General features: G+C 55.2%; 11 protein-coding genes. 5 read left to right on the top strand and 6 right to left on the bottom strand.

Translation table 11 applies throughout. The annotated features are described in order from the left end of the window. Positions 1-34 precede the first annotated feature (34 nt). The 5 genes from DSX2_RS02580 to DSX2_RS18200 all read right to left on the bottom strand — a co-directional run bounded on the left by DSX2_RS02580 (position 35) and on the right by DSX2_RS18200 (position 3,388). Positions 35-988, bottom strand: a complete 954-nt coding sequence (locus DSX2_RS02580) for a phage integrase N-terminal domain-containing protein (protein WP_020879474.1) — start codon at positions 986-988, stop codon at positions 35-37. A 310-nt stretch (positions 989-1,298) separates the two neighbouring features. After that, entirely contained in the window at positions 1,299-1,508 is a 210-nt protein-coding gene (locus DSX2_RS02585) for a hypothetical protein (RefSeq protein WP_035040361.1), read from the bottom strand. A gap of 496 nt (positions 1,509-2,004) precedes the next feature. After that, positions 2,005-2,505 (bottom strand): hypothetical protein, encoded by a 501-nt coding sequence (locus DSX2_RS02590; protein WP_020879475.1) that lies wholly within the window; start codon positions 2,503-2,505, stop codon positions 2,005-2,007. Positions 2,506-2,555: 50 nt separating this feature from the next. After that, a complete protein-coding gene (locus tag DSX2_RS02595; RefSeq protein WP_020879476.1) occupies positions 2,556-2,873 on the bottom strand; it encodes a hypothetical protein in 318 nt (105 codons plus the stop codon). Positions 2,874-2,968: 95 nt separating this feature from the next. Beyond that, on the bottom strand, positions 2,969-3,388 hold the full coding sequence (locus tag DSX2_RS18200) for a hypothetical protein (RefSeq protein WP_020879477.1): 420 nt from the start codon (positions 3,386-3,388) through the stop codon (positions 2,969-2,971). Positions 3,389-3,773: 385 nt separating this feature from the next. Here DSX2_RS18200 and DSX2_RS17900 point away from each other — a divergent pair, with 385 nt between their 5' ends. From DSX2_RS17900 to DSX2_RS02615, 5 genes are all read left to right on the top strand, one after another. After that, complete coding sequence (locus DSX2_RS17900) at positions 3,774-4,577, top strand: endonuclease/exonuclease/phosphatase family protein (RefSeq protein ID WP_020879478.1); 804 nt, start codon at positions 3,774-3,776, stop codon at positions 4,575-4,577. Further along, a protein-coding gene (locus DSX2_RS17905) for an IS5 family transposase (RefSeq protein WP_152512819.1) occupies positions 4,555-5,308 on the top strand; the annotation gives its coding sequence in 2 pieces (ribosomal slippage) (positions 4,555-4,889 and positions 4,888-5,308; 756 coding nt in all). The genes DSX2_RS17900 and DSX2_RS17905 overlap by 23 nt, the downstream gene beginning before the upstream one ends. A 584-nt stretch (positions 5,309-5,892) precedes the next feature. After that, positions 5,893-8,787: an SNF2-related protein gene (locus DSX2_RS02605; protein WP_035040369.1), complete on the top strand. Its 2,895-nt coding sequence runs from the start codon at positions 5,893-5,895 to the stop codon at positions 8,785-8,787. Between the two features lie 17 nt (positions 8,788-8,804). After that, complete coding sequence (locus DSX2_RS02610) at positions 8,805-12,059, top strand: DNA methyltransferase (RefSeq protein ID WP_020879481.1); 3,255 nt, start codon at positions 8,805-8,807, stop codon at positions 12,057-12,059. Positions 12,060-12,071: 12 nt separating this feature from the next. After that, on the top strand, positions 12,072-15,368 hold the full coding sequence (locus tag DSX2_RS02615; RefSeq protein ID WP_020879482.1) for a DEAD/DEAH box helicase family protein: 3,297 nt from the start codon (positions 12,072-12,074) through the stop codon (positions 15,366-15,368). A 357-nt stretch (positions 15,369-15,725) separates the two neighbouring features. On the opposite strand, the gene DSX2_RS18770 is transcribed toward DSX2_RS02615, so the two are convergent. Next, positions 15,726-15,907 (bottom strand): hypothetical protein (locus DSX2_RS18770; RefSeq protein WP_236615063.1); only part of this gene is annotated, 182 nt, incomplete at its 5' end.

The raw sequence follows: 15,907 nt of genomic DNA on the forward strand, positions 1-15,907 counted from the left end.
GGGCCGCGCTTCCTTTGTCTTTCGCCTCTGTCGCCTACTTCACGGCGCTGCCCAGGTACTGCCCGTCGATGTCCGCGCGGTCCGGGGAATGGCCGAGCTCTTCACGGATGACGGCGCGGGCAAGCTGGTCGCGGTCCCGCCACGTGTCGCCTGACACTACCTGGGCCTGGGCGATGTAATCGTCTTTCGCGGAAAACAGCACCGGCGGCTTGAAGCCCGTCAGGCCTTCGTATCGTTCGTGCGCATAGGCATGGCGAAGGCCGTGCATGGTCGCGCCCGATTGCGCTTTCGTCAGGCCCAGATCGTGCGCCAGGCCGTAGACGGTATTCCGCCAGGTGCGTTCCGAGTGGTTTTTGGGGATGATCGTCGCTGCGGGCGAGCTGTAAAACCCGCTGCTTCTGGCGCGGTCGAGAAGGTTCCGCTGCCCATCCGTCAGCACGGGACACCATCGGGGACGCCCGCCTTTCGTGCCGCGGTGAATATGCACACGCTCCCCTTCGTCGTCGCGAATCGGGTTGAACTTCATGGATTCCTCGACGCGCATGCCGAAGGTTCGCTGGAATTCGAGCAACAAGGCCATCCGCTGCCGGTCTTCCGATGTCGATGCCCGCAGCGTGGCCACGGCCTGCGTGTAGACATCCTGGGCCAGGGACTTGTCCCTGTTCGAGACGTACACCCTGCGTTCCATGCCGAAGGCGGCGTTATCCTGGTGAATTGTGTCGTTGCCGTAGGCACGGCAGACCGACCTGATGCCCGCCACATAGTTCTTGATCGTCCCGGGGCTGAGATCCTGGTCCTGCCAATACTGGACGGCGTCCGCCACATGGCGGTTGGTCAGGTTGGTCCATTTCTGCACACCGTAGCCGAGCTCCCGCAGCACGCGGACGAACAGCTCCGCGCTCTTCTTGTTGTTCGTGATGGTCTTACCGCTGCCGGTAAGTCTGGCGCGGCGCAAGGCGTAGAGAAGGCTGTCCGATTTTCCAGCCATGATCGCACCTCCATGCGTATGGTTGTGGTGAAGCCGAAATGGTCGGCTTGGCGGATGCCAGGATCCCGAATTCGCTGATGTGCCCCAGCGGATGCTGGGCGCAGTGCCGGCTGGTCAATGTGGGAAGTGAGCCGGAACAGATAGACTGTTCCCCGCGTAAGGCGGCAAGGGCTCCGTCGCAGCAGCGTATGACGGGCGACCGTGTGACACGGCGAGCATCCGGCCCTGGCCGCACAGGGTGCGGCCGAAAGGCAGTTGCACGGCAAAGGAAGGGATGCGGAAGTGGGCCGTCAGGTAGACGGCAATGTTGTCAGGCGTCCTGGAAATCCAGGAAATACGGCATGTTCGTCGTGCGCGTTGCAACCGTCAGGTTGGACTGCGCCATCCTGACGGTTGCGAAAGCCAGTGCACGAGCCAGAAGCCCGGCGCTGGAAATCCCAAAGGCATGCAGCGTAAAGTCGGTAAAGTCATGATCCGGCGGCGGATACCGCCAACGCTGCCGCTGCGGGACGCTTCCCATGCGTCCCGGCGGTATGGTGTCGCCCGATGGGCGGTATCGAGGAGGGCACGGCTGACCACGAGGCGCGGAAATTCCACGCGCGGCAGCCAAGGTGAAGAAAAGGCAACAGGCGCATTGCGCCGGGCAGTGTGGGGGTACTTATCCTCAAGGATAGGCAAAAGCCCATCCGAATGCGGAGTGTTGTTACCCTTATAGCACAGCTAAAAGAAAAAATCCAGTTGCGCGTAAAGATTTTCCGTCAAACAGCAATGGAACACGGTGGGAAACAACTTGGCAGACTTCTGTTAAAGAGTCTCCCAAATGACTGGGCTAAAGGGAGGGCAAGCTCGAATTTCCGAAAAAAATCATCCAGAAGCCAAGCCGCAAGTCTTCCAGGAAGGGTGCGCGCGAGAAGGAAGCACCTTCGAGCTGAACCACCAGTCCGCACCTGCCCGTAGGGTGGCTGGCATGCTCGCGTGGTGAATCCACGGGCGTGCCAGCCATTGTTCTTTCTGCCCTAGATCAGAATCGAGTGACTGACCTGCCGGGCGCGGACACGGCGCATGAGCTGAGCATACGTCAGCAGCATGGTCTGCCCCGTGCGGCGGTTATGGAACGCGAAGCGATAGCGCTTCCCAAGGGCCTTGGCCGCCTTCATCTCGTTGTCGCTCATGCTGAAGTAGAAGCCCTGGAAGTCCATGCCGATACCCTCCCGTCCCGTCGTCTTGACCTCGATGAAAATGATGTTCGTGCGGTGGGTCTTGATGGCCGCCTTGTCGTTGTAATCGATGACCAGCCCCCTGGGCAGAAGAAGGCCGTCGAACGCCCGCTTCCCGACCTTTCCCTTTCCCGCGATCGCGAGCAGGTTCTCCAGACCCTGGCCCTTGGGCTTCGGGATGCAGCCCAGCGCCTCGAGCGCCGTGACTTCCGCGGCCCTGCGCGAGCCGGGCGCCTGAGTCCTGATTGCACGATGTGCGCAGATCTGATCAACAAGCGACTTCAGGTTGCGGGATCCCATTGTCCCCCCTTACGTTGACAGGTCGGTTTGGGAATGACCTTCCGCCGTGCTCATGCCGCGACAACAGCCGGACTCTGGGCCGGGTGGATTGTCCGAAAAAGCCACTGTCCGTCGCTCGGGCCCGCCAGGTTGAGCGGCTCTCCTTCCAGATCCGTTTCCAGACGAACAATCTTCCCGGGCAGGTCGCCGAAGTCCGTGACGCCCGCATAATCCAGCAGCCTGGGCATCACGGAAATCGGCATTTCCAGCTGCGAGATCTGCCGCGAAAAAACGTCGTGCAGCAGCTCCATGGCCACGACCAACCGTGCCTGGCCTTCGGCCATCATCACCCTCGCGGTCTTGATCCGGGCAAATGTTGTGACGGGCATCGCTTCTGCTCCTTGTTTGATTACAAAATACACAGATAAGTTGTGTATTGTCAACAAGGAAAAAGAACCCAAAGATAAGCTGAAATTTTAAAGGATTATTCGTCTGACCAGCCGAGGGCGGACGCGCGAGCCCGCACGAAGCTCGCGTAGAGCTGGGAGATGGGGAGTCGCTGGGACTTGGGTACCCGGTCCCGGGCGCGATGCCGGACCGCGGCATTCTTCTGATAGTAGGAGTCTAGTTCCTCGATGACGACCATGTCTTCCGCGGCCAAAGGGATGCAGATGAACTTCCCCTTGTCCTGCCCCCTCTTGGGATGACGCTCGATGTCGAGCATGGCTTCCGGCCTATCTCTTAGCTGCTCAAGCATCTCGCGGAACAGGACCGAATTTGAAAAACGCAGACCGCCCTTGGGAACCTGCTGTTTCAGGAAGTCCAGGGCGTTTTGTGAGGGGCTATCCAGGTAGAGCGTCTTGCTGGGACGCTTTTTTCCTGGGTCCTTTCGCGCTGAATCCATGGTTTAAATAATATCATGGAGAATGAAGGTGGCCAATATGTAATCTCTCTGAGGCTGGAAATACCCTTTTATAACAAGCCTAGATAAGTGACCAAAACTGTGCACAATCACAGCCATATGTGCGTGGCATTACCCTCTAAGGGGAAGGCCATGCGAAATATATATCGGTAGATTTATTTTTGTTTCCGAGAGCCAAAGGTATTCAACAAGTCGGAGGATTTCTTGTAGTGACCACTTATGATGAAGAAGAACACCCACAAGGTTATTTCGTCGTAGTCAATGGTCAAAATTCCATTAAAAGCTCTCTGTCAACTTACGATGAAACCAATTGTGTTCTCTTGTTACTTTTTATGCGACTATCCTTCTGATATAGGAGAAACAATAAATGAAAATTGCAACTTGGAATCTTAATCATCGGGCCGGGGTAGGCCCTCTCAAGCGTGCCAAACCAATTGTCGCGGCAATTTCCGCTCTAGACGCGGATGTTGTCGTGCTGACCGAATACGTTCGCCAGCCTAGAAGGGAGGACATCCTTCCTTTGATGAGCGAAATGGGTTGGCACCACTTATCGACATTGCACACGAAAGGCGAGAACAGCGTACTAATTGTTTCCAAGTCGATCCTGCGCAAGGGGAGAATTGTGGCTCCCCAAGTCCATGCGTCCGCCCCTCCAAATGCCCTGCACGTCCATATCCCTTCCCTTGGGCTCGAGATCTTGGGGCTACGGGTTCCAGACTACAGCAAGTCCATATACCGGGGCATCCGTGCAACTTATTGGGATTGGCTCATGACCGTGGCCCGGGACACAGTGTCGCGGCCGTTTTTGATAATAGGGGACTTGAACACCGACCCCTCTTATTCGCCGAGCAAGTATGGCGACCGCCTTCATGGCATGGTTCGACTTGGATGGCAGCACGCACTACCGGGTGCAGGTTGGAGCTACAAAGGAAATGCCACGAAACCTGGTGGCGAGAAACGTCTGGACCACGCCTTCGTGACCGGACATTTCGAAATCAGGAACTCCAGTTACGTTTCTATTTCGGGTGAGCATGTTTTTGCAGGGGACAAGGCCCGGCAGTTATCCGATCATGCTCCCCTCGTCGTGGACCTAGAGCCTGTCGACATTAATCTGGATTTGGGCTATCCTTCTTTTCAGGAGGGTAGCAATGACGCGAAGACACGCTCTTAGGGATGACCAGTGGGACAAAATCAAGGATGCACTTCCGGGAAAAGAGGGAGATAGAGGACGGACGGCGGCTGACAATCGACTTTTTATTGATGCTGTCATGTGGATTGCGAAGACGGGGGCTCCGTGGCGAGATTTGCCCGAATATTACGGAAAATGGGCAACTGTGCACAAAAGGTTCATCCGTTGGTCAAAGAATGGTGTATGGCAGATGATATTCAACACTCTTGCCGTTGATGCCGAAACAGAATGGCTTATGCTCGATAGCACTATTGTTCGGGCACATCAAAATGCATCTGGTGGAGAGGGGGCTCTCTGAGCAGGAAATCGGAAAGTCAAGAGGCGGGTATTCAACGAAAGTCCATGCTACAACAGATTCATTGGGATGTCCAACCCTGTTTATTCTCTCTCCTAGAAATGCTTCTGACCATTTATCCGCGTTGCTGCTGCTTGATGGACAAGAAGCAGACTGTGTGATCGCCGACAGAGGGTATGACTCAAACGAGATTGCTGCTGAAGTTAAGAAAATGGGCGCAGAGCCGGTCATCCAGCCTCGTTCGCATCGCAACGCACCCAGAGAATACGATAGATATCTTTACAGAGAAAGAAATCTGATCGAGCGTATGTTTTGTAGATTGAAGCAGTTCAGACGGATCGCAAGTCGTTACGACAAGCTCTCTTCGTCGTACCTCTCATTTCTCCACATTGCTTCGATCTCAATTTGGCTTGCTTAAATGTCGACGGGACCTAGTGGACTCGGTTTTTTCAGGTCAAGGAAGTCGCCGCTAGGTCGGTCGTTCGGTGAGGGTTCTCCTCCTGTCGCCTCGGCCTATCCTTCATGATATCTAAGGAATAGGAGGAGCGCTATGCCCGACCAGCCCGCCTTCCTTACGCCATTCACTGCGAAAACCGCCACGAAACCCGCATAGGGATTGTCTATTGAATCAAGCTTTGCAGCGAACGTCGGTCCCTTTCGAGCCTGGACGGGGGGCCGCTGGACGAAGTATATGCTGGAGCGGACTCGCCAGGTCAGGGAATACTCTCTGCCTTGCGTCCACTCGGGGGGCAAAGATACATTCTTTTGTGGCCGTCAACCTGTCCAACGGATGAGAACCACCTTTGCTAGGGTGGAAGACCTCTGGTCACCCGTCACCAGATAGGCAGGCGCCTCGGTGTCAGCAGTGATATCGGTTACCATTGGGTGACAAATCTGCGATGCCCATCCATCCATGGCTGCCCTTGGAAATTTGAAAAAATCCACGTGACGATTGGGTGAAGACTAGCGGCGCGGGTAATCGCAATAAGAAGGGTTCGGGGAATGATTACGGACTACCATGCACGCTATTACGCGCATGAATTGAGCCGGGTCGGCGGCTCCGGCGTCGACCGCCTTGGCCGTGCGTTGTTTGATGCATGCGTAGACCTGAATCCTCACCAGATTGAAGCAGCTCTTTTCGCATTACGCTCACCCCTTTCAAAGGGTGTGCTGCTCGCTGACGAGGTCGGCCTTGGCAAGACCATCGAGGCAGGTCTTGTACTATGTCAATACTGGGCAGAACGCAGACGGAACATTCTGGTCATCAGTCCTGCTTCGCTCCGGAAGCAGTGGGCGCTGGAGCTCTCCGAAAAATTCAATCTGCCATCCATCGTTCTGGATGCAAAAACTTATAAGGATCAGCAAAAGCTGGGGGTTCCAACCCCGTTTAGGGACAAGCAAATCATCATTTGCTCCATGCACTTTGCCGCCAGCCGGGCAGAAGAGCTCAAAGAGATTGCCTGGGATCTTGTGGTTATTGATGAAGCCCACAAGCTCCGTAATGCCTATCGGGAAAGCAACCGACTGGGCCAGCGTATCCGCTGGGCAACGGAAGATCGCAAAAAGCTGCTCCTGACGGCAACGCCGCTGCAAAACTCCCTGCTCGAACTCTATGGCCTTTCGACCCTGATCGATGACCGGCTGTTTGGTGACTTGGCATCTTTCAGAACGCAATATATCAACTATGGCGGTGATATTTCCGGCCTGCGGGAACGCCTGGGCACATTCTGCTGGCGTTCGCTCCGCAGCCAGGTCATCGAATTCGTGCGCTACACCGAGCGCAAACTCATTACCCGGCCGTTCAAGCCCACGGAGCAGGAGCACAAACTGTATGAGGCAGTTTCCAGCTATCTCATGCGTGACGAAACCTATGCGCTCCCATCCGGGCAGAAACATTTGCTGATACTGCTTGTCCGAAAAGTTCTGGCCTCCTCGCCCCACGCCGTTGCCGGAACCCTTGAAATCATGCGTGACCGCCTGCTGAAACTGATGGACGAAGCCAAGCAGAATGCGAGCGCTATGGATCTATTGATTTCCGGTGAAGAAATTGATGACGACCTTCTCGATGAGATTCTTGAAGACCAGGAGGATGCATCTCTAGACGATGAAACCCCGATGCCAGAGAAAGCGCTTGAGCCGCAGGTCAAGAAGGTCGATCTGGAAAAGCTCAATGCCGAAATTGACGAGCTGACCGACTATATCCGCTGGGCCAGAAGCCTCGGCATCGACACAAAAACCAGGGCGCTTCTGACAGCCCTGGTCATCGGTTTCAACGCCATGGAGGAAATGGGCGCGGCCAAGAAGGTCGTCATCTTTACAGAATCCCGGCGAACCCAGAACTGGCTGAAAGATTTCCTCGAAGGGAACGGCTATGCCGATCAGGTGCTGACCTTCAATGGCACCAACAAGGATGATGCCTCCGGCCAGATTTATCAGGAGTGGCTTGCCGTTAACAAAGTATCAGGTCGGGCAACCGGCTCTCGTCAGGTGGACCTCAGAGCGGCAATCATTGATCGTTTCCGTGACCGGGCAAGCGTGTTGATTGCGACAGAGGCCGGTGCCGAAGGCCTTAACCTTCAGTTCTGTTCGGCCATCGTCAACTTTGATCTGCCCTGGAACCCTCAACGCATCGAACAGCGGATCGGTCGATGCCACCGTTACGGCCAGAAACACGACGTGGTCGTTATCAACTTCCTCAACGAGCGCAACGAGGCCGACCGGCGCGTCCATGAGCTGCTGGAACAGAAATTCAATCTATTTACCGGCGTCTTCGGTGCCAGTGATGATGTTCTCGGCTCCATCGAAGCCGGTGTGGATTTTGAACGCCGCATCCTGGAAATCTACCAAGGGTGTCGGAGCGAAGAAGAAATTCAGTCCGCGTTCGAGAAGCTGCAGAAGGAACTGGACGAACAGATCCAGACCAAGATGCGCGACACCCGCAAGATGTTGTTGGAGCATTTCGACGAGGACGTACACGACCGCCTGAAAGTGAATCTGGCTGGAACTCAGGAGCGGCTCGACCGTATTGGCCGCTTATTCTGGGCCGTCACCCGGCACACATTGCAAAATCATGCCGAGTTTGACGACCAGAGCTTTTCCTTCACTCTTCAAAACAGCCCGGTCGCGCATGTTTCACACGGTCGTTATCACCTGATTTCCAAAACTCAGGAGAACGTGCCCGGCGAATACCTGTATCGCCTGAGCCACCCACTAGGGGAACACGTCATCCATGAGGCTTCAAAGCGTCCTTGTCCGCCCGCTGAAGTTGTTTTTGATATTTCCGGGAACGTAACCCGCATCGCCGTGGTGGAGCGCCTCAAGGGGCGGTCCGGCTGGCTGAGCCTCCAGCAACTACACATCGATTCGTTTGATTCCGAGGAGTATCTGCTTTTCTCGGGAATGGATGATGCGGGCAACAACATCGACCAGGAAACCTGCGAAAAAATGTTTAATTGCAGCGGTCTGGTCCGCGCCATTGCCGCGGTTCCGGATTCCGCCAAAGAACGCCTCATGCGGGACCAAGAGCGCCATGCCAGGGCGACCCTAGCTAAAAGCCTGGAAGAGAACAGCCGCCACTTTTTCAAAGCCCGCGACCAACTCGACAAATGGGCCGAGGACATGGAAATGGCGGCTCAAAAAGAATTGGACGATACCAAACGCCAGATCCGCGACCTGCAACGGCGCAGCCGCCAGGCTCCCACCATTGAGGAGCAGCACGGCCTACAGGAAAAAATCGCCAAGCTCGAGCGCAAGAAACGCACCTTACGTGAGCGGATCTTCGACATCGAGGACGAGATTGCTGAAAAGCGCGACCACCTCGTGGAATCGCTCGAAAAACGTATGCAACAGAAAACAACTGTCACGCCGGTGTTCACCATCCGGTGGAGCGTGATCTAAGGAATCAGGAGATAACCATGCCATCTGCCGAACAACTTCGCAGCCGCCTTTTGAAGAAGCTTTCCGAGCTGTTCCAGCTCGACCAGCCGGACCTCGATTTCGGCTTTTACCGCATCATGCACGCCAAGGCGCAGGAAGTTCAGGACTTCATCGGCACCGATCTGCTGAAAATCGTGGCGGATGCCTTCGGTGGTGTGGACGAGGCCCGAAAGGCCGAGCTGCAGGCCGCCTATGAGAAGGCCATTCAGACCGCCAAGGATTTCGGCGCTCCCAATCCGGAGGAGACCGAGCCGGTCAAAAAGGCCAAAGCCGCGCTGGATGCAGTCAAGGATACGGCCAGCGCCGAGGCCGATGTGTATGACCACCTGTATCGCTTCTTTGAGCGCTACTACGATGACGGCGACTTCATCTCCCGCCGCTATTACACCCGGGAAACACCCGGCAAGGCCGCGCCTTTTGCCGTGCCGTACAACGGCGAGGAAGTGAAACTGCACTGGGCCAACGCCGACCAGTATTACATCAAGAGCGCCGAGTATTTTTCCAACTTCACCTTCGATTTGCGGCAGGCGCAAGAGATCCGCGCCCTGCGGCAGCAGAATCAGATCGGTATCCTGCTCGGTGCCGAGGACGATTCCCCGATCAAGGTCCATTTTCGCGTCGTCGAGGCCACCGAGGGTGAGCACGGCAACGTCAAGGCCTCCGAAGCCAACAAGCGTTTCTTCATTCTGCATGCCGAAAATCCCGTCGCCCTGACCGAAACCGGCGAGCTGGTCGTCAATTTCGAATACCGGCCCGACCCGGAAAAAACCGGCCAGGAAAACACCTGGCGGGACAAACGCAACTCCGAGGCGGTGGAGACCATTCTGGAGCGTCTCCAGGCCATGGCTGCCGCCGGTGGCAAACACGAAAAACAGATCGCGGAATATCTGCGTCTGTTCAATGTCCCCGCTCCGACCGACAGCGACAAGAAGCGCCCCGTGCTGGCCAAGTACGTGAACCAGTACACCGCCCGCAACACCATGGACTATTTCATCCATAAGGACCTGGGCGGCTTCCTACATCGGGAGCTAGACTTCTATATCAAGAACGAGGTCATGCGTCTCGATGACATTGAAAACGCCGAAGCCCCAGCGGTCGAAAGCTATCTGGCCAAGATCAAGGTGCTGCGCAAGATCGCGGGCAAGCTGATCGACTTTCTGGCCCAGCTTGAGGATTTTCAGAAAAAGCTCTGGCTCAAGAAGAAGTTCATTATTGAAACCAACTACTGCATCACCCTCGACCGGGTTCCCGAGGAACTTTATGCAGAAGTGGCGGCCTCTGATGCGCAGTGTGAAGAGTGGATCAAGCTGTTCGCCATCGATGAGATCCAGGCCGATCTACACAATCCAGGCTTCTCACGACCTTTGAGGGTCGAGTTCCTCAAGGCCAACAACAAGCTGGTGTTGGATACACGCTTTTTCGATGACAACTTCAAGGCCCGGCTGGTGGCGTCGATTGAGAACCTCGATGAGCAGTGCGATGGCCTGCTGATTCACTCGGAGAACTTCCAGGCGTTGAACCTGCTGAAGGAGCGGTATCGAGAGCAGGTAAAATGTGTATATATCGATCCACCTTATAACACGGCGAACGACGAGTTTCCATACAAGGACGGTTATCAAGCGTCTAGCTGGTTTTCAATGATGCTTGATCGTGCGCACGCTGCATCGGCTTTAATGTCAAGAGAGGGGCTTTATTTTCAGCAAATAGGTGATGATGAAGCCGCACGTTCCAGATTAATGTTGGAAGAAATTTTTGCCGAACGAAAAAACTCTGTCGTTGCTCGTCGCGGAATAAAGAATGTACAAGCTCAATTTGAAGACATAAGCAGACTTAGTCTTGGCCACGACTTGATCCATATTTTTTCTAATAAGCGTGGAGCTCGTATTCCCCACCTTCATCAGTTGCTCGAAAATGGAAAGCCGGGGAAGTGGGACACCTTCTGGCGCGGCACTGATAGGCCAACAATGAGATATGAGCTGCTTGGACAACATCCGGAAACGGGGCAATGGAGATGGGAAAAGATCAGAGCAAGAAAAGCTAGTCAAAACTATGAGCACTTTCTCCAAAATGAATCAGATACTAAGTCCCTTGATGAGTGGTATGCGGAAAATCTTCAAGCAGGGATTGATCTTGACTTCGTTAGGAAAAATGACGAAGAAACGGTTCAATACTATGTCCCTCCTCAGACATTCAAGCTGGTAAGCGATAACTGGCTAGATATCCCATCGTCAGGGACAGTTACAGACTTCCCTCATGAAAAAAGTCTGGCATTGCTACAAAGAATTATTGGATGGATAACCAGTCCAGGTGAACTGGTCTTAGATTACTTTGCTGGATCTGGTTCCACGGGACACGCAGCTATCCGCTTTACAAACACAAAGACGCGAAAGTATCTCTTGTGCGAAATGGGGAACTATTTCGACACTGTACTGAAACCCCGCATCGCCAAGACAGTCTATTCCGAAAGCTGGAAAGACGGCAAACCCACTGCCTGCCATACCGGCATCTCCCACTGCTTCAAATACATTCGCCTGGAATCCTACGAGGACACGCTCAACAACCTGCGCCTCGACCATAACCCCCAGCGTAAAAAGGCGGTAGCGACCAATCCGGCGCTCAAGGAAGACTACATGCTCCGCTACCTGCTGGATGTGGAGACACGGGGTAGTCAGTCGTTGCTCAATATTGACGCCTTTGGCGATCCGACCGCCTACACCCTGGATGTCAAGAAGCCAGGGACGGACGAGTACGCCACCCGTGCGGTCGATCTGATCGAGACATTCAACTATCTGATCGGTCTGCGCGTGTTGCATACATCAGTGCCGCAGACCTTCCGGGCTGAATTCAAGCGCATCACCGATCCGGAGCTGCCCGAAGACCAACACACCAAGCTGATGGTGGATGGCCGCATCCAGCAGGACGAAGGCGGCCCGTGGTGGTTCCGCAAGGTCGAGGGCTGGGTGCCCAAGGACCCGGCCAATCCCAACAATGGCCAGCGGGAAAAGGTCCTGGTCGTCTGGCGCAAGCTCACCGACGACATCGAGCAGGACAACCTGATGCTGGATGAATGGTTCCAGAAGAACCGCATCAGCACCCGCGATTTCGAGTTTGACACCATCTACGTCAACGGCAGCAACAATCTGCCCAATCTGAAGCTGGATGACGAGGACTGGAAGGTCCGCCTCATCGAAGAAGAGTTCATGAAGCGCATGTGGAATGGCGAGAACGCATAAGGGGGCGGTGTGATGTCAAAGAAACGTTCACGCGGCCCCAAACAGCATAAATTCCGCAACAAGCTGCTGCTCAACCAGTGGCTGGTGAGCCTGTTCGGCATTGATCCGCTTGCCGAACACAAGGTAAATGGCAAAGTGGTTCGCCCCTTTCACAAATTGGCCGAACCCATCCGTGATCCGCGACTGGAAGGGTTGGACAAGGATAATCTGCATTTCTTCTACCACCATCTCGGCGATAGCCCGCTCTTCAGCTATGCCGATCCAACGGCTGATTTCCCGGGCTTTCGCATCAGTCGGGATATGCTCTTGACCTATGAGCAGAACATTGTCCGACATGCCCAGGCGATCAACGAAAAACGCCACCGGCCAGTGGTATGGAAATATTACCAGTGGCTGACCCTGATTTTTGTTGAAATCTACCTGGACCGATTTTTTGGCAATCGTGAAGGGATGCTCGCCGATCTCAATGCATTCGTTGAGCGTTTCAACCGTCACTGGGACGATTACGCCGATGTGCCGCCTTACAACGAGGATGACCTAAACAAGCTCTGCATACAGAACGCCACCGGCAGCGGCAAGACGCTGCTGATGCACGTCAACCTGCTGCAATACCGGCACTACGCCGCAAAGCATGGGAAGGATAAAGAACTCTCCCGGGTTATCCTGCTGACGCCCAACGAGCGTCTCTCGGAGCAACACATTACCGAGTTTCGGGAGAGCGATATTTCTGCAGGCAGCTACCTGCAATCACGTGGCGGCCTGTTCGGCCTGGCCCAGGGCCTTGAGCGCGTGGATGTTCTGGAAATCACCAAACTGGCTGATCAGGAGGGGCCGAACACCATCGCCACGCGAAGCCTTGGAGATCAGAATCTGCTTCTGGTTGACGAGGGGCATCGTGGCATGAGCGGCAAGGAGGAAGGCGTCTGGTTCACCCGGCGGTCCGATCTTTGCGCCAAGGGGTTCACCTTCGAGTATTCCGCCACCTTCGAGCAGGCGGTTCAGGCTTCGGGCAACTCGGACTTCGAGAACAGCTACGCAAAGACGATCGTTTTTGATTACTCCTACCGATGGTTCTATGAGGACGGATTCGGCAAAGATTATCAGATTCTGAACCTGCCTGCATCCTTCGAGGAGACCCAGTCCATCTACATGACCGCCTGCCTGCTGAAGTTCTATCAGCAGCTCCGCATCTATGAGGAAAAGGCAAAAGATTTCGAGCCGTTCAATCTGGAAAAGCCGCTGTGGGTTTTTGTCGGCAGCACGGTTTCCTCGGGCAAGATGAGTAAAGATGAACAGATCGTGGCCACCGACGTGGCGCTCATCATCCAGTTCATTGCGGACTTCCTCGACAACAGCCAAGCGGCGGCACGGCGTATGAACGAGATCCTCACCGGCAAAGGCCAGGATACAGGCCTGCTGGACAAGGATGGGAACGACATCTTTGCCGGGGCCTTTACCTATCTGGCCCGGGCCATGAATGGCGGCGAAACCGTTGAAGCCCTCTACCGAGATATTCTCGCCAGGCTGTTCAACCATGCCGCAGGCGGGCATTTGTCACTGGATCGCATCAAAGGCGAATCCGGCGAAGTGGCCCTGCGTGTGGGCACGAGCGAGACGCCCTTCGGTCTGATCAACGTCGGTGATGCCAAGAGCCTGTGCGACCACGTGGCCGAAGTGGCGGCACAGAATGGCACACGACTTACCGTGGAAGACAGTGACTTTACCGAGACGATGTTCGCCTCCGTGAAAGATTCCACGTCACCGGTCAATCTGCTTATCGGCTCGAAGAAATTCGTTGAAGGCTGGGACTGCTGGCGCGTCAGTACCATGGGCCTGATGCATGTCGGACGCTCGGAAGGCTCGCAAATCATTCAGCTCTTTGGGCGCGGTGTCCGCTTGAAGGGTTATGAGTGGAGCCTTAAGCGCAGCGGCCATTCCCATGCTCCGCTCCGGCCGACCTTCATCGAGGAATTGGAAACCCTCAACGTGTTCGGCATCGAAGCCGACTTCATGGAGAAGTTCCGCGAGTTCCTCAAAGAGGAAGGCCTACCCGGCAACGAGCGCCGCAAGATCATTACCATCCCGCTGAATGTCACCTATGACTTCGGCAAGAAGCTTAAAATCCTCCGCCCTAAGCGGAAGGCCTCTGACGGCAAGGAATACGACTTCAAGAAAGATGCAGCGGTTCCCACTGTCGGGGATATCCCGGACTACATGACGCACAACACGGTAGTCGCCGACTGGTACCCGCGCATTCAGGCCATGCAGTCACGCGGTACATCCCTGGCGACCCAGAAGGACAAGGTGTCGTTGCGTGAACAGCATTTGGCTCTGCTGGATTATGACACGCTCTTTTTCGAGCTGGAGCGGTTCAAGCGCGAACGGAGCTGGTACAACTTCAACATCACCAAGGATGGCATCCAACGTCTGTTGGGGGACCCAAACTGGTACACCCTCTACCTGCCCGAGACTCGCCTGAACCCGGCAACCTTTGATGGCGTGCTCTTGCTGCAGCAGGTGGCGTCAGAGCTTCTGAAGCGGTACTGCGATCACTACTACAACTATCGCAAACGGGAATACATCGAACCGCGTCTGGAGCTACGCGACCTGACGCCGGATGATGACAACATCCCGCAGGAGGAATTCTACCAGCTCATCGTGGATGGCGATGAAGAGCAGATCATCCAGGGGATTCAGCAGATCAAGAAGGATTTGGAGCAGAAGAAGGATGATCTGCTGAAGGTTGGTGATCTGAACGCCTGCAATTTCGGCAAGCACTTGTTCCAGCCGCTCTTTCATGTCCGGCCAGGTGGGAAAATCACCATTCTGCCTGTCGCCCTAAACGAGAGCGAATATCAGTTTGTCACCGATCTGAAGAGCTGGTGCGACGGCCACAAAGCCGCTCTGGAAAAGGAAGGAATGGAACTCTTCCTGCTCAGGAACATGAGCCGGGGTAAAGGCGTGGGATTCTTCGAGGCGGGAAACTTCCACCCTGATTTCATTCTTTGGATGCTGATTGGCGGGAAACAGTACGTCACCTTCATCGAGCCGCACGGTCTTTTGCACGAAGGCCCCGCCAGCGAGAAGGTTCTGTTCCACAAGCGGATCAAGGATGTCGAGCAACGTTTGAAGGACCCAACCGTGATCCTCAACAGCTTCATCCTTTCCTGGACGCGATACACACAACTGAAATGGGATAACACACAGGACGAGCTCGAGGATATGCACGTGCTGTTCATGAAGGGCGACAGGGACAGGTATCTCGACAAGCTGTTTGAAAGATTGATGGGGGGGAAAGTAACTGCATAATGAGAGGCAGCCCCGTTCGTTGGGCAGGTTGGCGGTAACGAGAGAGTTGGTCACGTACACCGTGACCCCGTCCAGGGCTCTCCTCTTCTGCTTCCCATAGCGCGTCTGGAACAAGAAATCCTTGTCCGCGAGCAGGGAGTTGGGCTTGCCCCGCCGCTTTCTTCCGCCCATGTCGGCCCAGGGTGGGCCATGCGCGCCGTCGGATCTGAACTGCCCAGCGCCTGCCCCCGTTGCGCCGAGGCTAAGAAAATCCCTGTTTCGGTTTAGGGGGAGGGCACTTTTGGGAGTTCGGTATAAGCTGCCACGCCTCATCTTCGTACTCGTTTGGGCAGGGTCGACGACAGGGTCAAAACAGGGTCAAAACAGGGGGCAAAAGGCCTTGCGCGACGCCCCGCCGCTTGAAAAAATGCTGTAGAAATACGGTTTTTTAGCCTGGAAACGACGAAAAGTGGTGCCGAAGATCCCTGTTGACTTTTCGAGGGCGGCATGAGGCGCCCAAAGTTGTGGGGGCAGCATGCTAATTGGATGAAAATCATCCA

The sequence above is a fragment of the Desulfovibrio sp. X2 genome (genome assembly GCF_000422205.1).
In the GTDB taxonomy this organism is placed as follows: Bacteria; Desulfobacterota; Desulfovibrionia; order Desulfovibrionales; family Desulfovibrionaceae; genus Alkalidesulfovibrio.

What these genes read in the sequence shown, in the direction of transcription:
- DSX2_RS02615 (WP_020879482.1), top strand. Translation starts at nt 12,072, where the DNA reads ATGTCAAAGAAACGTTCACGCGGCCCCAAACAGCATAAATTCCGCAAC.
- DSX2_RS02590 (WP_020879475.1), bottom strand. Translation starts at nt 2,505, where the DNA reads ATGGGATCCCGCAACCTGAAGTCGCTTGTTGATCAGATCTGCGCACAT.
- DSX2_RS02605 (WP_035040369.1), top strand. Translation starts at nt 5,893, where the DNA reads ATGATTACGGACTACCATGCACGCTATTACGCGCATGAATTGAGCCGG.
- DSX2_RS17900 (WP_020879478.1), top strand. Translation starts at nt 3,774, where the DNA reads ATGAAAATTGCAACTTGGAATCTTAATCATCGGGCCGGGGTAGGCCCT.
- DSX2_RS02580 (WP_020879474.1), bottom strand. Translation starts at nt 988, where the DNA reads ATGGCTGGAAAATCGGACAGCCTTCTCTACGCCTTGCGCCGCGCCAGA.
- DSX2_RS02595 (WP_020879476.1), bottom strand. Translation starts at nt 2,873, where the DNA reads ATGCCCGTCACAACATTTGCCCGGATCAAGACCGCGAGGGTGATGATG.
- DSX2_RS02610 (WP_020879481.1), top strand. Translation starts at nt 8,805, where the DNA reads ATGCCATCTGCCGAACAACTTCGCAGCCGCCTTTTGAAGAAGCTTTCC.
- DSX2_RS02585 (WP_035040361.1), bottom strand. Translation starts at nt 1,508, where the DNA reads ATGGGAAGCGTCCCGCAGCGGCAGCGTTGGCGGTATCCGCCGCCGGAT.
- DSX2_RS18200 (WP_020879477.1), bottom strand. Translation starts at nt 3,388, where the DNA reads ATGGATTCAGCGCGAAAGGACCCAGGAAAAAAGCGTCCCAGCAAGACG.